This window comes from Enterobacter cloacae complex sp. P40C2 (genome assembly GCF_014930695.1).
Taxonomy (GTDB): Bacteria; Pseudomonadota; Gammaproteobacteria; order Enterobacterales; family Enterobacteriaceae; genus Enterobacter; species Enterobacter pasteurii.
This window is the reverse complement of the sequence record NZ_JADBRP010000001.1, coordinates 377,038-398,431: the sequence shown is the minus strand read 5'-3', so window position 1 is coordinate 398,431 and position 21,394 is coordinate 377,038. Positions and strand designations below refer to the sequence as shown.

Annotated in this window: 19 protein-coding genes and 1 pseudogene; 13 read left to right on the top strand and 7 right to left on the bottom strand. The window is 52.5% G+C overall.

The window, feature by feature from the left end; all coding sequences use genetic code 11:
* Positions 1-14 precede the first annotated feature (14 nt).
* Positions 15-218, bottom strand: a complete 204-nt coding sequence (ydfZ, locus tag IM304_RS01865; protein ID WP_148421092.1) for a putative selenium delivery protein YdfZ — start codon at positions 216-218, stop codon at positions 15-17.
* Positions 219-505: 287 nt separating this feature from the next.
* Here ydfZ and IM304_RS01860 point away from each other — a divergent pair, with 287 nt between their 5' ends.
* Positions 506-937 (top strand): universal stress protein, encoded by a 432-nt coding sequence (locus IM304_RS01860; protein WP_148421095.1) that lies wholly within the window; start codon positions 506-508, stop codon positions 935-937.
* A 35-nt stretch (positions 938-972) separates the two neighbouring features.
* On the opposite strand, the gene IM304_RS01855 is transcribed toward IM304_RS01860, so the two are convergent.
* Entirely contained in the window at positions 973-1,659 is a 687-nt protein-coding gene (locus IM304_RS01855) for a GntR family transcriptional regulator (protein ID WP_176610443.1), read from the bottom strand.
* A gap of 90 nt (positions 1,660-1,749) precedes the next feature.
* On the bottom strand, positions 1,750-2,496 hold the full coding sequence (gene ydfG / locus IM304_RS01850; protein WP_148421099.1) for a bifunctional NADP-dependent 3-hydroxy acid dehydrogenase/3-hydroxypropionate dehydrogenase YdfG: 747 nt from the start codon (positions 2,494-2,496) through the stop codon (positions 1,750-1,752).
* 143 nt (positions 2,497-2,639) lie between these two features.
* Here ydfG and dcp point away from each other — a divergent pair, with 143 nt between their 5' ends.
* The 3 genes from dcp (at position 2,640) to IM304_RS01835 (ending at position 5,555) form a co-directional block, all read left to right on the top strand.
* A complete protein-coding gene (gene dcp, locus IM304_RS01845) occupies positions 2,640-4,673 on the top strand; it encodes a peptidyl-dipeptidase Dcp (RefSeq protein ID WP_193356130.1) in 2,034 nt (677 codons plus the stop codon).
* Positions 4,674-4,784: 111 nt separating this feature from the next.
* A complete protein-coding gene (locus IM304_RS01840) occupies positions 4,785-5,090 on the top strand; it encodes a hypothetical protein (protein ID WP_193356129.1) in 306 nt (101 codons plus the stop codon).
* A 174-nt stretch (positions 5,091-5,264) separates the two neighbouring features.
* On the top strand, positions 5,265-5,555 hold the full coding sequence (locus IM304_RS01835) for a hypothetical protein (protein WP_193356128.1): 291 nt from the start codon (positions 5,265-5,267) through the stop codon (positions 5,553-5,555).
* An 87-nt stretch (positions 5,556-5,642) separates the two neighbouring features.
* Here the strand turns inward: IM304_RS01835 and IM304_RS01830 are convergent, their stop codons facing one another.
* Complete coding sequence (locus IM304_RS01830; RefSeq protein ID WP_148419412.1) at positions 5,643-5,882, bottom strand: DinI family protein; 240 nt, start codon at positions 5,880-5,882, stop codon at positions 5,643-5,645.
* A gap of 324 nt (positions 5,883-6,206) precedes the next feature.
* Between IM304_RS01830 and IM304_RS01825 the strand changes: the two genes are divergently transcribed.
* The 4 genes and pseudogenes from IM304_RS01825 to IM304_RS01810 form a co-directional block, all read left to right on the top strand.
* On the top strand, positions 6,207-6,626 hold the full coding sequence (locus tag IM304_RS01825) for a translesion error-prone DNA polymerase V autoproteolytic subunit (protein ID WP_148419413.1): 420 nt from the start codon (positions 6,207-6,209) through the stop codon (positions 6,624-6,626).
* Position 6,627: 1 nt separating this feature from the next.
* Positions 6,628-7,896, top strand: coding sequence for a Y-family DNA polymerase (locus tag IM304_RS01820; RefSeq protein WP_193356127.1), 1,269 nt, complete (start codon positions 6,628-6,630; stop codon positions 7,894-7,896).
* Between the two features lie 134 nt (positions 7,897-8,030).
* The gene (locus tag IM304_RS01815; protein ID WP_193356126.1) at positions 8,031-8,789 is read left to right on the top strand and encodes a carbon-nitrogen hydrolase family protein; all 759 of its coding nucleotides are present in this window, start codon (positions 8,031-8,033) and stop codon (positions 8,787-8,789) included.
* A gap of 106 nt (positions 8,790-8,895) precedes the next feature.
* A pseudogene (locus IM304_RS01810) lies at positions 8,896-9,139 on the top strand (TonB-dependent siderophore receptor); the annotation flags it as partial.
* An 86-nt stretch (positions 9,140-9,225) separates the two neighbouring features.
* On the opposite strand, the gene IM304_RS01805 reads toward IM304_RS01810, so the two are convergent.
* The gene (locus IM304_RS01805) at positions 9,226-10,032 is read right to left on the bottom strand and encodes a DUF1460 domain-containing protein (RefSeq protein WP_193356125.1); all 807 of its coding nucleotides are present in this window, start codon (positions 10,030-10,032) and stop codon (positions 9,226-9,228) included.
* A gap of 392 nt (positions 10,033-10,424) precedes the next feature.
* Here IM304_RS01805 and IM304_RS01800 point away from each other — a divergent pair, with 392 nt between their 5' ends.
* From IM304_RS01800 to IM304_RS01785, 4 genes are all read left to right on the top strand, one after another.
* On the top strand, positions 10,425-11,612 hold the full coding sequence (locus tag IM304_RS01800) for an efflux RND transporter periplasmic adaptor subunit (protein WP_193356124.1): 1,188 nt from the start codon (positions 10,425-10,427) through the stop codon (positions 11,610-11,612).
* Entirely contained in the window at positions 11,609-13,549 is a 1,941-nt protein-coding gene (locus IM304_RS01795) for a MacB family efflux pump subunit (RefSeq protein WP_148419419.1), read from the top strand. Before IM304_RS01800 ends, IM304_RS01795 begins: the two co-directional genes overlap by 4 nt.
* Before the next feature lie 3 nt (positions 13,550-13,552).
* Positions 13,553-14,923 (top strand): TolC family protein, encoded by a 1,371-nt coding sequence (locus IM304_RS01790; protein ID WP_193356123.1) that lies wholly within the window; start codon positions 13,553-13,555, stop codon positions 14,921-14,923.
* A gap of 287 nt (positions 14,924-15,210) precedes the next feature.
* A complete protein-coding gene (locus tag IM304_RS01785; protein ID WP_193356122.1) occupies positions 15,211-15,972 on the top strand; it encodes an OBAP family protein in 762 nt (253 codons plus the stop codon).
* An 86-nt stretch (positions 15,973-16,058) separates the two neighbouring features.
* Here IM304_RS01785 and IM304_RS01780 read toward each other — a convergent pair whose 3' ends face one another.
* Entirely contained in the window at positions 16,059-19,367 is a 3,309-nt protein-coding gene (locus IM304_RS01780; RefSeq protein ID WP_193356121.1) for an autotransporter domain-containing protein, read from the bottom strand.
* Between the two features lie 321 nt (positions 19,368-19,688).
* Positions 19,689-20,654, bottom strand: coding sequence for a magnesium and cobalt transport protein CorA (locus IM304_RS01775; protein ID WP_193356120.1), 966 nt, complete (start codon positions 20,652-20,654; stop codon positions 19,689-19,691).
* Positions 20,655-21,025: 371 nt separating this feature from the next.
* Here IM304_RS01775 and IM304_RS01770 point away from each other — a divergent pair, with 371 nt between their 5' ends.
* Positions 21,026-21,391: a hypothetical protein gene (locus IM304_RS01770; RefSeq protein WP_193356119.1), complete on the top strand. Its 366-nt coding sequence runs from the start codon at positions 21,026-21,028 to the stop codon at positions 21,389-21,391.
* The last annotated feature ends 3 nt before the right edge of the window (positions 21,392-21,394 follow it).

The following is a 21,394-nucleotide window of genomic DNA, read 5'->3' as shown; positions in this document are numbered from 1 at the left end:
TGTCGGGGCATGGCTTAGTGCATCCCCAGGCGAATCAGCTCAATCGGCTCGAACTTACCTTCGCATCCTTCCACTTCAACCGTTTTGCTACGACGCACCTGCTCGGCGTTAAGGCCGTCGCTGTGGATCGCTTTAATCACGCCGAACTGGCCTGTACCGCTAATCATGACGCGGCTGCCGGTGGTGATTGCATTTCGGTTACGGTCGTATGTCATCATGGTATTTTCTCCTCTCTCACTTATCCGTTACGGCGCTATTTCAGCGGCTGCCGTTCACGGGGCACTATTAATACGCCTCTCTTCGCCAAAATTATTTGTTTTTGATCAAGCTCACACTTTTTTCTTATTTGAGGGCGGTATTGACGGTTCAGCACATCCCTTTACAAAGCGGACAGTTCTTTTACGAAACTGATAGTTTCGACGCGTAAGCGTTTAGGGTTCGTTTATATCCTTAATGCCATTCTAGAAGCAGGAAATAACCCTTCACCGGAAAAGGAGTCAGGCTTATGTACAAGAAAATTTTGATGCCTGTTGACGTGTTTGAAATGGATTTAAGCGACAAAGCGGTACGCCACGCGGTCAACCTCGCGAAGGCGGAAGGTGCGACAATTACGCTGGTCAACATTCTGCCCAACAGCAGCCGTTCGCTACTTCGGGGCTTCAACGCGGATATTAAGAAGTTCGAAGAGTATATGACCGCCGAGTCCGACAAGAAAATGAAGGCGTTGAAACGCCTGTTTGATATGGCCCCGGAGAATATTGATTGCGAGGTACGCTTCGGCAACGTACGCGACGAAATAATCAAGCTCAGCAAAGAGGGGGAATATGACGTCATCGTCATCGGGTCAAAAAATCCGAGCATCACGACGCATTTGCTTGGTTCAAATGCCGAAACTATCCTGCGCTACGCCACTATTCCGGTATTAGTGGTCCGTTAAACGCGTCGCCGCAACCGAAAGGGGGCGGCGAGGCTTTATTCTTCGCTAAACCACTCGCTGTTTTCCTGACGAATTAACTGTACCGACTCGCTAATTTCCTGGAGGTGCAGCGTCATCGCTTTTTCTACGGCCTCCGCGTCGCGTTTTTCCAGCGCGCTGAAAATATCGTGATGCTGGCGCAGCAGCATTTCTGGCGGAGACACGTGGTCGAGGCTCATATAGCGCACGCGGTCAATGGTAGCTTTAATATTCTCGACGGTATCCCAGGCTAACTGGCACTCGGCAATCTGCGCCAGCTTCTGATGAAATTCATCGTCCAGCTGGAAAAAGTCATTTAGCTGTTTGCGATCGATGGCAATACGTTGCTGATGCAGGTTTTGCTCCAGCAGGTAGCACTGGTTGTCGTTGATGAGCGTCGCGGCGCGGCGCACAACGGCGCACTCAATGGCCTGGCGTACGAAACAGCCGTTACGCACCTGCGAAAGCGAAATTTTATTGACGTAGCTGCCGCGCTGGGGGCGGATCTGAATCAGGCCGTTTTCCGCAAGCTTAATAAACGCCTCGCGCACGGGCTGACGGGAAACGTCAAAACGTACCGAAACCTCTTTTTCTGAGAGCGGCGTACCCGGCGGGATCAGGCAGCGAACAATATCGCGTCGTAATATGCGATAAATTTGCTGATTAACGGGCTGGGTAGGATTAAGTTGCGATTCAGCGGCCATGGATTGTGATTTCTCAGAGAGTTAACCTGAACATACTACCATTCTTTTGCACGCCGTCACATACCCGGCCCGCAGGCCGGGAAGGGCAGTTTAGCCGCGATGCACGTTCAGTCCGGCATAGCTTTGGCTAACCGGCATCATTTCAACGGTATTGATGTTGACGTGCTTCGGCAGGGTGGCGACCCACCACACGGTTTCGGTGATGTCTTCCGGCGTAAGCGCGTTGGCATTTTCATACGTTTTATCTGCCTTCGCGTCATCGCCCTTGAAGCGCACGTTGGAGAACTCGGTTCCGCCGACCAGGCCTGGCTCAACGTCGGTCACGCGGATGGCGGTGCCGTGCAGGTCGGTGCGCAGGTTCAGGCTGAACTGGCGGACAAAGGCTTTGGTTGCGCCATACACGTTGCCGCCCGCGTAAGGCCAGCTGCCGGCGGTGGAACCGATGTTAATGATGTGTCCACGGTTGCGTTCAACCATGCCCGGCAGCACGGCGCGGGTCATGTACACCAGCCCTTTGTTGTTGGTGTCGATCATGTTTTCCCAGTCTTCCACGCTGGCTTTATGAGCAGGCTCCATGCCCAGCGCCAGGCCGGCGTTATTGACCAGAACATCAATTTCGCGCCATTCGGCAGGCAGGTGAGCAATCATCTCTTCAATGGCGGCGCGGTTGCGCACGTCCAGCTGTGCGGTCAGGATGCTGTCGCCCAGCTCGTCCTTCAGCTCCTGAAGACGCTCCTGACGACGGCCCGTTGCAATCACTTTGTGTCCGTTGGCGACGAAGCGACGCGTGATGCTTTCACCAAAACCCGCTGTCGCCCCGGTAACTAAAATAATCATCTCACTGTTCCTCAACGCTTTTTGTGTGGTACTAACATAGCACGCTCTCCGGCACGTCGTTAAGGCAACATTTGTATGACATCGTTGCAGGCCGGCGCAGGCTGGCCTACTCTGGGGAGAAATACCGTGCTCAGGAGTAAACGATGTCGGTCAACAATCCGTTTTTTGAAAGTAGCCTGTTGCCCTATCAGGCACCACGTTTTGATGCGATTAACGACGGCCACTATCGTCCGGCCTTTGATGAGGCAATGCGCCTTAAGCGCGCGGAAATTGATGCGATTATCGCGCAGAGCGCCGCGCCGGACTTCGATAACACCGTGCTCGCGCTGGAAAAAAGCGGGGCCATGCTGTCGCGCGTCAGCAGCGTGTTTTTCGCCATGACGTCCGCACACACCAACGATGACCTCCAGGCGCTGGACGAGCAGTTCTCTGCCGAACTGGCCGGTCTGGCGAACGATATCTGGCTTAACGATACGCTTTTCGCCCGCGTGGAAGCCGTCTGGCAGGATCGCGACGCGCTGGACGCCGAATCCCGCCGCCTGGTAGAGGAGACGTATCAGCACTTTGTTCTCGCAGGCGCGCGCCTGAATGCCGATGAAAAAGCAGAGCTGAAAGCCCTGAATACCGAATCTGCCACCCTGACCAGCCAGTTCAACCAGCGCCTGCTGGCCGCGAACAGGGCGGGAGGGCTGGTGGTGGACGATGTCCGCCAGCTTGATGGACTCAGCGCGGAGGAGATTGCCACCGCGGCCCACGCTGCCGCGGAAAAAGGGCTGAAGGATCGCTGGCTGATCCCGCTTTTGAATACCACGCAACAGCCCGCGCTGGCGGCGCTGGCGCAGCGCGAGACGCGCAAAAAGTTATTTTATGCGGGCTGGGAACGCACTCAGCAAGGCGACGAAAACGATACGCGCGGCCTGATCAGTCGGCTGACCGCCTTACGGGCAAGGCAGGCGCAGCTGCTCGGTTTTGAAAACTATGCCAGCTGGAGCATTGCCGATCAGATGGCGAAAACGCCGGACGCCGCGCTCGGGTTTATGCGCGGGATTGTCCCCGCGGCGCGCAGCAGGGCCGCGCTGGAGCAGGCGGATATTCAGAAGGTGATTGACGACGAGCAGGGCGGTTTTGCGGTGCAGGCCTGGGACTGGGCATATTATGCCGAACGCGTGCGCTCGGCAAAATATGCGCTGGACGAGTCGCAAATCAAACCCTATTTCGCGCTCAATACGGTGCTGGAAGAGGGCGTATTCTGGACCGCCACGCAGCTGTTCGGCATCCGTTTTGTCGAGCGTTTTGATATACCGGTTTACCACCCGGACGTTCGCGTGTGGGAGATTTTCGATTACACCGGTGAAGGCATGGCGCTGTTTTACGGCGACTTCTTCGCGCGCGATTCCAAAGCGGGCGGCGCGTGGATGGGGAATTTCGTTGAGCAGTCTTACGAATTTGCCGCGCGCCCGGTTATCTACAACGTCTGCAACTATCAAAAACCAGCCAGCGGGCAGACCGCGCTGCTCTCCTGGGATGATGTGATTACCCTGTTCCACGAGTTTGGCCACACGCTGCATGGCCTGTTTGCCAGCCAGCGGTATGCCACGCTTTCCGGTACCAATACGCCGCGTGATTTCGTTGAATTTCCGTCGCAGATCAATGAACACTGGGCCAGCCATCCGCAGGTGTTTGCGCACTTTGCCCGTCACTATCAAACCGGTGAGCCAATGCCGGATGCGCTGCGGGAAAAAATGCTCAACGCGACCCAGTTTAACAAGGGTTATGACATGACGGAGCTGCTGAGCGCCGCGCTGCTGGATATGAACTGGCACGGCATTCAGGAGCCGGTTGAGGACGTTGAGGCCTTCGAAGCCGCCGCGTTGAAAAAAGAGGGGCTGGATCTACCTGCCGTACCGCCGCGCTATCGCAGCAGCTACTTCGCCCATATCTTCGGCGGCGGCTATGCGGCAGGCTATTACGCCTACCTGTGGACGCAGATGCTGGCGGACGATGGCTACCAGTGGTTTGTCGAGCAGGGCGGATTAACGCGTGAAAACGGACAGAAATTCCGCGAGGCGATTTTGTCGCGCGGCAACAGCACTGATTTAGCTGAACTTTATCGTCAGTGGCGCGGGCACGATCCGAAGATCGAACCGATGCTGGAGAATCGTGGATTGAGTGGGTAAGGGCATTACTGGCTGAAGACAGAACCGGGCGTTAAGCCCGGTATTTTGCCCGAATTTGTTCTTCCCCGCGAAAATAATAAAGATAGTAAAGTCCGGACATGGAGAAAAATTATGGACATTATTCAACCTGTCTGGCCTGCTGCGGTCTATTTTATTGTGTCTGTTGCAGTTTTTATCTTGCTTTACCTGGGGAAGTTAAAAGTTAACAGGCTCCATAAATACCCGCTATTTATTGCCTATATGGTGTTCGTTATTGCTACGGCAGCCGTTCAGATAAATATCTTTGCAAATGGCTACGAATTTGTCAGAGGGTTTTTACATATTGATTTTGACCCTTATCGATATGACACGGTGTATTGGGGATCGTTGTTTTTCGCCATGCTTTACTTACTGGCGATGCCGCGGAACACGTTTTAGAATAACGTATTTGTTTCACCATAGAGTCAGGTACGGGAACAGAGCCAGCGAGAATAAACCGGCTTTACCCATGAGTAACATTGACTGGGAAAGTGAATTCGGCATAATTTATTCTTGTGGTGAATGTTCTGCGCCAAAGGGCGTTCCAGGCAGTTGCCCTCTGCGGGTATGCGCATGTCTTTGCTGACTCGGGCAACGACACCGGGAGACACCACATTCTGTCTGCAAAATGTTGTCCCATTGGAAGGGGTTGAAGTGTTTAAGTTTAATTCATCTGTATTCGTTTTATTTCTTTTGTCAGGCTGTAGTGCCGATCTGGTTCTTAGCCCTCCTGAACAACCTGAATATAAATCAATGCCTGAAATAACCCAGTCTGTGACGCCATCACAACAGCGTGCCATTATGGCTGGTGAGAGGCCCGACTGGTCAGAAAGGGCACCAGTCAACACAATGAAGCGATATTAATAAATACCTGTCCCACCTTTATTTTACGTCGATGACAGGGAAACTCCGGCATACGCCATGGCGGGTTTCCCTGTCACTAAACGCCTGTTACTCATGCGTCAGCCACATGTCTGACTCTTCAAACATTTCCTCAAGCATACGGTTCAGCTTTTCCCGGTCGCTTTTGCTGGCATCGCTATTCAGGCCGTTCGCCTGCATCGGCTTAACCTTGACGCTGGCATCAGGAAAAATCCGGTGCACGCGTTTTGTCAGTTCAGCCAGAATTATCTCCCTGGCTCCCTCCAGCCCCTGTACGTTGCGCTTGTCATAAACCAGTTCAACAAACATCTTTTTTCCTTATGAATATTAATTATGCGATTCAGTCTGAACGTAAAAATACTACTGTATATTGGTACAGTCAAACGACATTCCGGCTAAAGAAGTGCCATGCCGTCCTTCAGCTTGTCGCGTTGATGACAATCTATTCATTTAGTCTTTAAAACGAGCAGTCGAAGCGTTTAAGCGTAAAATTTACAAAAACCATAATTCGAAGCCAGAGAGAAACTTACAAGCGAAACGGTGAAGGTTTAAACAGTCGCTGCGGTTCAGCTGCCTTGCGCGTGCTTCAAAACAAAACTACTGTATATAAAAACAGTAGTAGAGGTATGCGTAATGGAATTTATCAGACCTGCAGAACTGCGTGAGATTATCGCGCTTCCACTTTTCAGCGATTTAGTTCAGTGCGGCTTCCCAAGCCCGGCTGCCGACTATGTGGAACAGCGCATCGATCTGAATGAGCTTCTCGTTGCTCATCCCAGCTCGACGTATTTCGTGAAAGCCGCGGGTGATTCGATGATTGAGGGGGGAATAAGCGACGGCGATTTGCTGGTGGTGGATAGCTCCCGAACGGCCGAGCACGGAGATATCGTCATCGCCGCGGTGGAAGGGGAATTTACCGTTAAGCGCCTGCAGCTGCGGCCTACCGTTCAGCTCAATCCGATGAACAGCGCTTATTCGCCGATTATCGTTGGCAGCGAAGACACGCTAGACGTCTTCGGCGTGGTTACATTTATTGTTAAATCGGCCAGCTGATATGTTTGCGCTCTGTGATGTGAACTCATTCTACTCATCATGCGAGACGGTATTCAGGCCAGATTTGAGAGGCCGACCGGTGGTTGTCCTCTCAAATAACGACGGTTGTGTGATAGCGCGCAGCGCAGAGGCCAAAGCCGCTGGCGTGACGATGGGGGCGCCATACTTTAAGCAGAAGGATCTGTTCCAGCGCGCCGGCGTGGTTTGCTTCAGCAGCAACTACGAACTTTACGCTGACATGTCCAACCGGGTAATGACCACGCTGGAAGAAATAAGCCCTCGCGTCGAAATATATTCCATTGACGAGGCCTTTTGTGACCTCACCGGGGTTCGAAACTGCCGGGATCTGACTGACTTTGGCAAGGAGATCCGCGACACGGTTTTGAAGCGTACGCACCTGAGGGTTGGCGTTGGCATCGCCCAGACGAAGACGCTGGCGAAGCTGGCAAATCACGCGGCGAAGAAATGGCAGCACCAGACGGGTGGGGTGGTGGATTTATCCAATATCGACCGCCAGCGCCGGCTGTTGGCTATCGTGCCGGTAGAGGACGTGTGGGGCGTGGGCAGGCGCATCAGCAAGAGGCTCAACGCGATGGGCATCAAAACGGCGCTGGATCTCTCAGAGCAGAGCACGTGGATTATCCGCAAGCACTTCAATGTGGTGCTGGAGCGAACGGTCCGGGAACTTCGCGGCGAGCCATGCCTCGATCTGGAAGAGTTTGCACCGACAAAGCAGGAGATCGTCTGTAGCCGGTCATTCGGTGAACGCGCCACAGAATACGAGCAGGTGCGTCAGGCTATATGCAGCTATGCGGCCCGCGGCGCTGAGAAGTTACGCGGCGAGCACCAGTATTGCCGCTTTATCTCGGCGTTCGTCAAGACCTCCCCATTCGCGCTGAACGAGCCCTATTACGGCAAGAGTGCCTCAATGACGCTTCTCACGCCCACTCAGGATTCCCGCGACATTATCAACGCTGCGGTAAAGTGCCTCGATAAAATCTGGAAGGAGGGCCACCGCTACCAGAAAGCCGGCATTATGCTCGGGGACTTCTTCAGCCAGGGCGTTGCCCAGCTCAATTTGTTTGACAACAGCGCGCCGCGTGCCGGAAGCGAAAAGCTGATGGAAGTGCTGGATCGTCTGAACGCGAAGGATGGGAAGGGTACGCTTTACTTTGCCGGGCAGGGCATACAGCAGCAATGGCAGATGAAGCGTGAAATGCTTTCGCCGCGGTACACGACCCGCTATTCAGATTTACTGAGGATTCGATGAATGTTAATGGCTGTTTTGTGCCATGAGAGGACATTCACAAGAGAACGCCGTTGATGCATTCTTGAAGAGATGACGCATGATGTTTATTTTCGTATGGTAACTGACAACTCTAAAAAAACAGTACGGGAGAAAGCATGGACAGCAGTCAGGGAATGTTAAGGATCGCAGCAGGACAGTTTGCTCCGGCGCGCGGCTGTATTGATGAGAATATGCGTTATCATGAAATGTTGGTTGAGTCTGCGGCATCGGCAGACGTTGATCTTATCTTTTTTCCTGAACTTTCTCTCACGGGTTATGAACCAGAAATGGCTGAAGATCTGGCTCTGGCTGATGAAAGCTGTCTAAGTCCACTACAGTTATTGTCTGACAGATACGATATGACGATTATTGTGGGCGCGCCGTTGCGTGTTACAGATGGAAAACCGGCTATTGGTGCATGCGTGATTTCATCAAAACGGCCTGTTTTCTGTTACCGAAAAATATATCTCCATCCCGGAGAATCCGATTATTTTTCAGCGGGTAATGCTGAGTGCGTATTTAAGGAAAGGTCATTTAATGTCGGCATGGCCATATGCGCAGATGCAGGGCAGCCAGTACATGCAGAACGCACGGTGCAGCAGGGGGCTGAAGTGTATCTGAATGCCGTTTTGAGCGCCGGCGGATTTGATAAAGACTCAGGGCAGTTGCAAAGTTACGCCAGACTTTACGCAATGCCCACGCTGATGGCCAATTACTGTGGCCCGTCAGGTGGATGGAAACCGGTCGGCAAGAGTTCCGCATGGGATGCAAGGGGTGAACTTATTGCTCAGGCTCCGGAGGATTGTGCGGCCCTAGTCATCGTGGACCTACAGGATGATGGGTGCTCCGGGCAAGTGATTTGCCTCCGTAAATAAAAAAGATTGAGAAAGTTCAACAGGTCTCTTTTGAAAAGTCGTCAGCGCTTCTCTGTCATTTCAGAGAGGTGCTTTTTTCTTTCAGTAAATCAGTTGTCCTGTGGCGCTGGTCAAGCAAACGCTGACCGTTGGTGCGGCGTGGCGCCGCGATGAATCCTTTCTCTACCAGCCTGACGGTGGCTGACTTTAATATCGGCGGTATTTCTGGCTCGGCTGCGGATCGCAGCAGTAAAAACCATACCCAAATCAGTGCGCTGTATATTGAAGATAATATTGAGCCGGTTCCCGGCACGAATATTATTCCCGGCCTGCACTTTGGTTATCTAAACGAGTCCGGCGGTAACATTTCCAGAATTTCTGCCCGTCAATGACTCCTTAAAGCGTCTATACAGCAAACGAAAACTCGTTTAATACCATACTTACGATGATGAGCTGGTCACTCAGCTCGCAGAACGACGATGCCCGGTTTCGCGCGCATATATTCCAGAAACGCCGAATCCACCACTTTTCTGTTTGCGGCCAGCGAGGAGGCATTTCTGAACCATACCCGACCGTCGTGGCGGACTACTATCCCCACATGCGACACGTCCAGCCCCTCAAGCGGAGAATAGACGCCGACATAATCTCCGGTTTTCAAGCGGTCCAGCACCTGCTGAGTGATGGCGTTTCCAGGAATATAATTAATTTTACGGGGATGTATGCCCAGGCCGGAGATGTACTCACCCCCATCCGGTTTGCGGTTAAGCTGCTTGTAGACGACAGCATAGTCAGGGCTTATCTCCGGCGTAACGTCCCGGGCATTGCGTGGTTGCGTGGCGAACCAGTCAGAGAAGAAGTGCCGGCGGCTGAGATAGTCAACATTCCCCTGGGTGTAACGAACCTCCGCCAGATTATGCAGAAATGTTGTCTTGTCATGGCTGCGCGTCAGCGCCTCGACGTAATCTGCCAACGTAAAGCAGTCCACGCCGTTGAAATTCGCGACAAGCGCTTCGGGAGTGTCGGGCCCTCCGATGAGCGTGTCAGCCTGGTAAGGCGTACCGAGAAAAGCAGCCGACACGCGGCTGATAATTTCCCCGTGTTTTTGACCTGAAGAAGGGATGACGTCCGACCGGATTATCCGGCTGACTTTTTCCGCCGTCACGCTGTCCATGATGGTCTGATATTTCTCTGTACGGGGTGTGGCACAGGAAGTCAGACATACCGACATCAGTAAAACTGTCCATGCTTTTACGTTCACAATCATATTCCTTAAAGGTGCAGGTGAGATTTTTACCTTTAAGAAAGACGAACGTAATTGATATAAAAAACCGCTACTGGTTGATTCCCGATTGAAAAATCAGGAACTGGAAAGTGAAAAATGTGAAGGCCATCATATGACCTGACTCAGCAGGATTATCGTGTGGGGGCCGATCGCTCAGTGATGTCTGAATGCAAATGGTTGTCGGACATTTTGTCGATTCCGGCGCAGAACCCCAAGCTGGCGGCGGTTTACTGGCGGCTACGTAATTGATTGCGGGGTGGAGGAGCCCGATTACGCTTTTCGACAAATAGCGCAGCGCGTTTACCTCCGGTAAATACTGGCGATGTTACGATGATGCCTGATTCAATGTTTTATCGTTATGGAAAACCTGCGCCATGTTAATAAAATCCCCACCCCGTCGCGTATTGGCCTGTGCTGCGGCTCTGTTAATTGTTTTTAGCATCGCCTTGTTCTTCTTCCTGAAAAGCCCACAGGTTCCTGATTATGTTACCGCTCCAGTACGCCTCGGCGATATTGAAAACGCCGTACTTGCTACCGGTCGGATTGATGCGATTGAGCGGGTCAACGTTGGGGCACAGGTTTCTGGCCAGGTTAAGTCGCTGAAAGTGAAGTTAGGCGATCGCGTCACGAAAGGGCAGCTAATCGCTGAAATTGATGACGTACCGCAGCGTAATGATTTACGCAACGCCGAGGCCGCTCTCAACGTGGTCAAAGCAGAGCTTCAGGCTAAGCAGGCGCAGTTGAAGCAAGCCTCTTTGCGTTTTAAGCGCCAGCGCCAGATGCTAAACGAGGATGCCAGCTCGAGGGAAGATTTCGAAACGGCTGAAACCACGCTGGCCACTACTCGCGCTGAGCTATCGGCATTGAACGCCAAACTCGTCCAGTCGCAAATTGATGTCGATAAGAAAAAGGTCGATCTGGGTTATACAAAAGTTGTTGCTCCAATGGACGGCATTGTTATTGCCGTTGTCACCCAACAGGGCCAAACGGTTAACTCCAGCCAAAGTGCGCCGACCATTATCAAACTCGCTCGTCTGGACGTTATGACAATTAAAGCCCAGATCTCTGAGGCGGATATCACGCGAATTTCACCGGGACAGAAAGCCAGATTCACCATTTTTTCGGAGCCGGATAAGCATTATGACGCCACGTTACGTACCGTTGAACTGGCACCTGAGTCGGTTATGAAAGATGATACCCTGGCCAGCAGTAGCTCAGCCTCGGGGTCAGGCACGTCAAATGCTTCGGTGTACTACAACGCGCTGCTGGATGTTCCCAATCCAGAAAACCGTCTGCGAATTGCCATGACAGCACAGGTATCCTTGCTGTCTGGAGAAGCTAAAAATACGTTGCTGGTGCCGATTCAGGCTGTTCACAAAGTTAATGGCAACAAGCAGCAGGTGCAGGTATTAACCAGTGATAACCGGCTGGAAACCCGCGAGGTCAAAACCGGCATTACTAACAGTGTGGATATTCAGGTCCTGGAAGGTTTAAACGTTGGGGAACATGTTGTGTTATCGCAGCCGGGTGAAAAAGCGCCCGGGGAAGGGTTTGTATCTTGAGTAATATCATAGAACTCAAGGGCATCAGCCGCACCTACAGGAACGGTGGACAGGATCTCACCGTGCTAAAAGGGATTGATTTGACTATCGCAGCAGGGGAGATGGTAGCGATCATCGGCGCCTCCGGTTCCGGTAAGTCAACCCTGATGAATATTATGGGCTGTCTCGATGTCCCTGATTGTGGCGACTACTATATCAGCGGTCAAAATGCCGCCCAGCTTTCACCTGACGATCTGGCAAGGATCCGCCGGGAGCACATCGGCTTTATCTTCCAGCGTTATCATTTAATGCCCGACCTGAGCGCGTTAAGTAACGTTGAAATTCCGGCGATTTATGCCAATAGTGAGCGCGAAAAGCGCCGTCTGCGCGCGGCTACTCTGCTTGGTAGACTCGGGCTGGAAGGGCGTGAACATCATAAGCCGGGAGAGCTTTCAGGCGGCCAGCAGCAGCGTGTCAGTATTGCCCGCTCGCTGATCAACGGCGGTGAAATCATTCTGGCGGATGAACCAACCGGCGCGCTGGATACGCAGTCCGGTCAGGAAGTGCTGTCAATACTCAGTGAACTGAATCAGCGTGGCCATACCGTGGTTATGGTGACGCATGATATGAAGGTAGCGCAGCATGCTAACCGTATTATTGAGCTGCGTGACGGTGAAATTATTTCTGATACCGGTAGTCGAGTTACTTCCGGGGTTGCCCTTACACCACCAGACAGCGTTCAGCAGAGCTGGTGGCAAAGTATTTTTGACCGTACCCGTGAATCCCTGCACATGGCGTTAAAAGCGATGAATGCGCATCGCCTGCGTACGACGTTAACCATGACGGGCATTATTTTTGGTATCGCCGCGGTTGTTACGGTGGTGGCACTGGGTGAAGGCGCGAAACAGCGAACCCTTGAGAATATCAAGGAGCTTGGAACCAACGTGGTGAGCATCTACCCGGGAAGGGATTTCTTTGACGACAGCACCGAAGGCATTCGTACGCTGGTCCCGGCAGACGCCGAAGCATTAGCAAAGCAGGGGTTTGTTGACAGCGTCAGCCCCGAAGTTAACGCTTCAGACAACATTCGCTTTCTCGGTAAATCCGCTACCGCCACGATCAATGGCGTTGGGCGCGATCATTTTCGCGTAAACGGTATTGAACTGATGCAGGGATCAACTTTCCGGGACGATCGAAATGCCTTGCAGGAGGTCATCATTGATGAAAATGCCCGCAAGGCGTTATTTGACGATGCAGGACTAAAGGCACTTGGGCAAATCGTTTTTCTGGGTTCAGTGCCTGCACGGGTTGTCGGCATCGCCAAAGGGAACAGCCGAAGCTATGCGCCTAATCGTATAAACGTCTGGATGCCTTACAGCACGGTGATGTACCGAATGACAGGAAAACCGGTGTTGACCAGCATCAGCGTAAGGCTTAAGGATGATGTTGCCAACGAGGCAGCGGTTAGCGCTATTTCTCAGCTTCTGACCCAACGCCACGGCGTGAAAGACTTCCAGCTTTATAATTACGAGCAGATTCGACAATCAATCGAACGGACCTCAATGACCTTTAGCATCTTGATTCTGATGGTGGCCTGCATCTCGCTGATGATTGGCAGTATTGGGGTGATGAATATCATGCTGGTGTCGGTCACTGAACGGACCCATGAGATTGGTGTGCGAATGGCGGTCGGCGCGCGTCAGGGCGATATCATGCAGCAGTTTATGATTGAGGCTGTGCTGGTATGTCTAATAGGTGGAGCGTTAGGTATTGCCCTGTCGTATGCCGCCGGAGCGCTGTTCACCGCGCTGGCAGGCGGCATTTTCACCGCCATTTATTCGTGGCAGGCCGCTGCTGCCGCCTTCTTCTGCTCAACGTTAATCGGCATGATCTTTGGCTATCTCCCTGCCCGCAAGGCAGCAAGGATGGATCCGGTCGTTTCACTGGCCAGCGAGTAATCCATGAAAATTGTATTTCCTTTAACGGTATGTCTTGCTTTCCTGCTTAGCGCTGGCTGCGCAAACTCGCTGAAAAGCGATTATCAGCCTCCTGAGGTGAAACATCCTGCCAGCTGGTATCAGGCTGATGCTGCGGAAGAGAAGGTGCCGTTCGACTGGCAGGCCTTTAACGATCCAGACCTCGACGGCTGGCTGCGGCAGGTTATGGCGCGCAATAACGATGTCGCTGGAGCGGTACTGCGTGTTTATCGCGCCCGACTGGACGAAGAGCGGATTGGCATCGCAAACGATCCGGGACTCAAAGGTTCGCTCGGTCTTAACGGTGAAAAACAGCTGAACGGCTCAGCCAGCTGGAGCAGGAGCAGCTCTGCCAATATTAATACCAGCTATGAGCTGGATCTGTGGGGCAAAATAGCGCGGCAGCGCGACGCGAAGGCGTGGGCACGTTTTGCCTCGGAAGAGGATCTCCGCGCTGCCCGCCTGACGCTGCTTTCAAATGCCAGTAATAATTACTGGCGTTTAGGCTTTATTAACCAGCAGCTGTCTGTCCTGCAACAAAGTATCGACTATGCAAAAGAGACGCTGCGCCTGGCTAAGGCGCGTTATGCCGCGGGCGGCGCTTCCTCTCTGGATGTTGTGGATGCTCAGCAGGGCGTACTTTCGCAGGAAAACAGGCTGGCGGCATTGAAGAATGAACGTTTACAGGTGCTCAATCAGCAAGCCGTTTTGCTTGGTACCGCGCCGGGCAGCTCGATAGTCGAACCGAAAGCGTTACCCATGGGGCCACTGCCGCAGGTCAGTGAAAAAATTCCGGTCAACGTGCTGCGGCATCGGCCAGATATCAGCGCTAAAGAGTGGCGGGTAAGGGAAGCATTGGCCACCGTTGACGTCCAGCGTACTGAATTTTATCCAGCGTTTAGTCTGACCGGCTCGCTTGGCACCAGCAGCAGCACCCTCATGGCCTTCCTGCAAAATCCTGTAGGCTCTGTTGGAGCAAACCTGACCCTGCCGTTCCTGGAATGGAGAGAAAGGGGCATGGACGTGAAGATTGCCCGCAACGACTACGAACAACGGGTTCTGGAGTTTAAGCAGGAACTTTACAAGGCGATGAGCAGCATAGAAGATGCGCTTGCTTTGCGTCATCAACTCCTGGAACAGGAGACGCTTCTCCGTGAAGGTCTGGAACTGGCGAAAAAATCAGAGAGGCTAAACGAAGTTCGCTACCGGCAGGGCGCGGTGCGAATTTCTTTCTGGCTTGATGCCCAGGAGAAACGCCGTCAGGCCGAACTGTTGCTGAGCGAAAATCGCTTTAACCAGTTAAATAATCTGGCAAAAATTTATATGGAGTTCGGCGGTTCGGTACCCTTCATCTGAATTATGCAGACTCATTTACGTCCGGCAGCAAATGGACTTGCTGCTCACGGCGCATCAGTTTGGCTATTTCGCTGATTTTCCGTCATATAAATTCATAGTGATGGTGGTTAAGCGACTATTAACCGGATAACAGATGGTTTAAAAGATTTATAGCGTCCGGGCATAAATATAAATGGTGTTCTTAAACGGAAGGTACGCCCGTTTGCCCGATGGTTTAATAAAAATTCTCCTGGCGTGTCTGCGCGAATGTACTACTTTCAGTAAAGTGACTTTTACAGGGAGGGTCAATGAAACCATTATCGCTTTTATTATTGTCGAGCCTGACTTTGGTGGGTTGCGGCGCGAACAATACCCCTTCAAATACGCCTGTTCCGGGTGCAAAAACCTCCGTCGGGACGAGCACGCTTGAAGCCGGTGCGCAGCTTATCCAGTCCCGTCCGCCCATTGATGCAATTAGTGCCTACCTTGACGGTTTCCATTTTTATAGCGGGGATAAAAATGGCCAGATGGAAGCCCATCATTATGTAACCGTCCTGAATGAGGACGTGATGCAGGCGGTGATCTACGACGGAAACACCAAAGATGCCCGTTTAATGGGCGTTGAGTACATCATTAGTGAACGTTTGTTTAACACACTGCCGCCGGAAGAAAAAAAATTGTGGCACAGCCATCAATATGAAGTGAAATCCGGCAGCCTGATTGCGCCAGGTTTACCTGCAGTGGCTGACAAAGCATTGATGAGCAAAATTGTGAATACCTACGGCAAGACCTGGCATACCTGGCACACCGACCGCGATAAAAAGCTGCCGCTCGGCATTCCGGCACTGATGATGGGCTTTACCGGGGAAGGGCAGTTAGACCCCAAACTGCTGGCGGACAGAGATCGACGCTTTGACGTGAGCACGCAAGCCATCAAAGAAGAACGTAAGGATATTGTGGCGCACCCGGTTGCTAAGGGCGCTGATGCCTGGCAACGTGGTGAAGAGATCCAGCTTAAGCGCGTTAAAGGTTCTGGTGAGCATGGCCAGGGAGACACAAGCCATTTCTGATACCAAAAACCGTCAGGAATACCCCGGCAACGCCGGGGATACGGTGAGTTAAATTACCAGCCCTGTTATTTTCTCGTCCTCAGACATCAGAAACGCCAGGTGGCTGAAAGATTACCTGCGATCGAGTCATAGCCAGAACGAAACATTTCGCTTTCAACCCCGATGCCCAGTTCGACATCAGCGTTGATTTTATAGCTCATACCTGCCTTAACGCCCAGAGCGTCACGGCCAGTCACCTGTTTCCTGGAACTAAACCCTGTGCTTCGATAGCTGGCGAAAGAGGCTTGTTGCACTACGTTGCCATCAAGCAGTTCATGATCCCAGGTGAGCTGCAGCTCAGCTGCTACCGACGCCCCTGAAGCGAGCGGTACATTCCAGTTACCATTCACCCCGATACTTGATCTCAGAGAATCGAAGGTCTGCGAACCCAGCATCAGTCGGCTGCCGTCATTGCCGCTTTCCTTCACGCCGGGACGATGTAATGTGGTGTAATTCAGTGACGTTACCGGTCCGGCGTTCACATTATTATTCAGCGCCCATCGATAGCCCCCGCCGGCCGACACAGAGCCTGACAATCCGGTCCAGGTGGCATGGTGGCTTGCTCCGTAAGTTTCGACATTAATGTTTCTGTCCAGCCAGCTGTCTTCAATACCCAATCGGCCAGTGCCGAATAAATACATTCCTTCGGCTCTTTCAGCGCCGTAACGAGCATGAATACCAAGATCGAAAGCAGTGGTTTTCCCGGTCGCGGTTTCTGGTGATTTCACCGTCACCGACTGGCCGCTGACCGCGCCATGAAAGCCATAAATCCAGTTGTGATTCTCATCGTTTTGTTTTTCAGCACCGAATACAATGCCATAACTGCTGGCGTCGTACCCTACACTGTCACCCTGACGCTGTTGCCAGAAGCCGCCGCCAAAGGGTATGGCAAAGCTGCGCCATTCGCCTTCCGCCAGCTGCTTCGGCATAACCACAGGATTTGGCCCGCCAACGATCCGCGCTATCTGCTGTTCACGGTGAAGGGAACTTGCGAACATGGCGCTGTAGGCGCCCGCAGAAAGTTGCTGCAAGGCATTGCTGATACTCCTGCCATCAGTGGCTGAGAAATCCAGAGTACGGTACAGCGGCTGTATATCAGACTTAGCTTCTGCCACAATTTTATCCAGCGCTTGCCCTACCTGCCGCGCATTAGCGTCCTGCGCATACCGGCTGTATGCGTTTGAAGCGCGCAGCATTGAGAGCTGCCAGACATTCTTTCCCTGAGGCGTTGTTTGCAGCGTTAGCGTGGGTGAGCGGAGCACGCTGTTTACCGCACTGAAATTGCCGCCGGAAGAGTCCGTTTTTAGTAAATCTTGCGTATTCAGACGCCAGTTTGTTGCGTACCAGTCCGGCTGCGGCGCAAACGTCAGCTGACCGTCAAATTGTGCGTGACCGTCCACTCGCAGAGTATCATGCCTGCCGCGCCCGTCGACTTCCAGCAACAACTGCCCGGTATCCCCCTGTTGATAAGCGCCGGATATGTTGATTTGCCCAAGGGAATTACCCGGCGCAAGGATCCCGTTATTTACAAAGCGGCCTTCCTCATTAAGCGTGTAGCTGGCGTTGCCGGACAGGCTGGCACCTGGCGCAATAGTCATGCTGTAAATCTGAAAATCGCCGTTAAGCGAGGTTTTCCCTCCGTGCGCGTCCAGTGCCAGATTATTGATACCTTCAATGTTTCCGCGGTACGTAAAGCTGAAATCAGCATCGGCAGCTTCCGTTGCTTGCCCGTACGCATTGGCCTTCCGACCGAAGGTAAGCAGCGTTAACCGCTGTTGGCCATAGTCATCCCGCTGGGCGTAGTCCGAATAAATATCACCCTCCAGCCGGGCACCCGTTAATATATTTATATTACCGACCAGCGCGTTCGGTGATATATAAATCGCCGCGCCTTTACCGGCAACCCGTCCGCTGATGTCGGCATTATCTACCAGCGCTCCCTGCAGCTCGGGTAATAACGCATCGTAATATCCGTCCACAATATGAAGCCAGGATCCACGGTAGTCCACTTCGTTACCCAGGAGATTATTGCCAAAATCAAAACTGATACCGACGCCACTGGCGCCCAGGGCCTGAACGTCGCCACGCTGAATAAGGCTGTGCTGTTTACCGTAGGCAAACATCACCCCACGGCCATTAACGCCATCGGCGTATACCCGAACTCCGGGTTCGATGCTCAGGGTGTTATTTTGCCCGTCTATACGGATGCCCGCGCCGCCAGCCCCTGACGTCAACAGGTCCGCTTGTTGAAAGATATGGTTATTACTGCCATACACATGCAGGCCAACCCCCAGGTTAGCGGTATTGTATTGACCAGCCAGATAGCCATCCGCCTGCTGATTACGCTGAAAATAGCCATTGCGGTTAACGAGAGTTTGCCCGTTGCCATACAGCGAAAAACCGAAAAAGTTACGTCGGTCAATCTGATATCCCATATCCTGCAGCAACGCCAGTTCCGCTTCCATAAACGTTGTGTAATTGCGGTAGTTCTGATGGCTCATCATGCTGTTTTTCAGCTCGATATGGCTCATGTAGTTATCATCGACCGAACCGTCGTCTGCTAACATTTTCACCGGCACGCCAGGCATGGCGCCTGCAAGGACTTCATCCACGTGCCTGCCGGTGAAATAGCCTTTATCGAGCCGTACATCAAAGCCTTGTGGATCCCATGTGTTATTGCATCCATTACACAATATTACCTGCCCTGGTCGGGCAGGATTGCCACGATCGTCGCGCAGATGGCTGGTCCAGGAGCCAAAAGGCTCGGTATCAAAAGCGGGCGTGAATGTGCCACTTCCCTGCAGCTCGGTAACCATATTGGATATTCCCAGTCCATGGGCCAGCTCATGAATAGCGACGCTGACCAGATCGGCCTTTCCAGTACGCGGCAACTGCGCGGGCACATAGGGAACGTTATCAAAATCCAGTTTGCCCATGATGAACTGGGCGTGGGAGCCAAAGGTCAGCTCTCCGGTATCAATGCCGTTCAATGCGCCCTGCAGCTGCGTCAGGCTTATGATGCCGTCGGTAACTGATTCGCTGGAACCTGCGGCATTCTCGTCGTTAAACGTCCCCACATTGATAATGGCGGGCAGTTGCCCTGGGCTGGGGGTAATAACCTCAGCCCAGTAACGCATGGCATCGAGTATTTTTTCTTTTTGTTGCTGGCCAAGATCCCATGTTGACTCAGACGCGCTCGGCCAGTCCGGCATAAAGGGGCCGTCGCCAACGTTAAAGAAACGGACTTCAAATACCGCAATATTGTGTGGGTTATAGACCAGATAGCTTTCTCCTGCATATGGATTATTACTGACAAATAAACCAGTTAATGCAGCCGTCATAAAAACCCTTTTCATATTAACCATCCTTGTGTAAAAAAATTAGTGCCTATGTCCGTCAATATGAATTCACACCTGAGCTCAATAAAGCATAAACAAATATAATAATTATCGATGTGGATTGATGATTTGTAATAACGAATGACCTTGCCCTGTAATAGCCTCGTTTTGCAGTATTTTATAAACGGTAAAGCGGGAGATCCCGGATCTCAATGAACAGGGATGTACCGACATATGCAGGGGAAATAGCGGAGAGGGTAGGGTGTCGTGGCATAATCGACGTAAGCGTAAGGCGCTACTGTACTTCACGACACCAAAAACGATCAGATCGCTTATCAATCAAAGCCAGCGAGAGCGTTTGAGCCGAAGCCACAGTAATACACAGGCCCCCAGCGTGACAGCGACCGTAGCCGGATAGCCAAAGAGCGTCTTCAGTTCCGGCATATGTTCGAAGTTCATACCATACATGCTGAAGACTACCGTCGGGATCACGAGTATCGCCCCCCAGCCGGCCAGTTTCTTCACGACTTCATTTTGCTGCACTGAAACCAGGGCCAGGTTGACGTGCATCGCGCTGCTAAGCAGCTCACGCATGTCATTTACGTCCGTTACGACATGGCGAGCATGGTCCTGAATATCTCTGAAATAGGCCCTGAGGGGTTTTGGGATAAGTTCTTCATGAATGCGGATAAGCTCTGTACAGATTTCTTCTACGGGCTGAGCGGCATTGCGAAGCCCGAGCAGATTGCGGCGGAGGGAATACACGTCCTGAATGGCTTCACGGTCAAATTCACTGTGAAAAAGCGTCGCTTCAATATCGCCAATTTTTGTGTTGAGGCGCGCGGTCAGCTCTGCATAGCTGTCGACAATGAAATCCAGAATACAGTAAAGGGGATAAGCCGGACCATGCGAAAGCATGTCCGGGGCCTCGGCAGCGCGGGCGCGTATAGGCGCGTAGCTCTCTGAAGCCCCATGGCGCACCGTAATAAGGAAGTTTCGGCCCACGAACAAATGCGTTTCGCCAAACTCAATATTGTCGCCCTGACCACTGACGGTCTTCACAACGATAAATGCCGAGCTGCCATAACGCTCTATCTTAGGCCGCTGATGTGCGTTAAGGGCATCCTCTACTGCCAGATCGTGCAGACCGAACTCCTCCTGTACCTTGTACATAAACGCCGGTTCAGGCTGCCAAAGCCCCAGCCATATAAACGCATCGGGGTCCTGAATAACTTCGCTGATATCTTCAATATCTACGGTTTCGGCGGGGTGGCCTGAACGGTAGACCATACAGTTAACAATCATTTTATGGCTATCCTTAAGCATGTTTATAAGAAGCTTAACCATTTCCGTTAAATTTCCAAATTTTTGAGCCGGTAGGTTTTTACATGAGGAATTGCGTTGTTTGCTCCTCGTTCAAAGCAGCATGAAATTTCGCCCGTACGTTTTTCTCGGAACACGCCGCCTTCTGAACGCAGCGTGGAGCAGGGCGCTCGCCGGATAAACGCCCCTTAAAAAAATCCTCTTCTATACTCTGTTACGTTTAGTGAAATATGCCGCCGTTTCTCACGCCGCGTTGTTTTTTTAGCGAGTGTCTGCGCGAACGGCAGCGGCATATATCCACGAAAACGCCTTAACGGTGGTTTATTTTGCATTTTTATAGGGGGCTTCCTGGTATGTATCATTCTCAATCCTCGCGCGTCGGCAGCATTTTGCTGCTGCTGGCCGCGTTAACCGGCTTCGCGGTAGCGCTGTACGCCTGGTGGACGCCGCTTACCGGCGTCACCGGCACCATTGGCGCACTGGGCGTAGCCATCGCCAGCGCGGTGCTGGCGATACTGGCCTTTATGCTACGCGCGGCGTCCGGTCGCGGATCGCGCATTTTCCTGATTATTATCACCCTGTTGGTGCTGGCGGGCGTGGGTTTTGCCGCCGCGCTGCTGCACCAGTACATCATCACGGCGGCCATGGTGGTCGGCCTGATCGGTCTGATTATGCTGAGCAGCACGTCAGCCCGTAACCATCAACGCGTCAAAGCCTGAGGA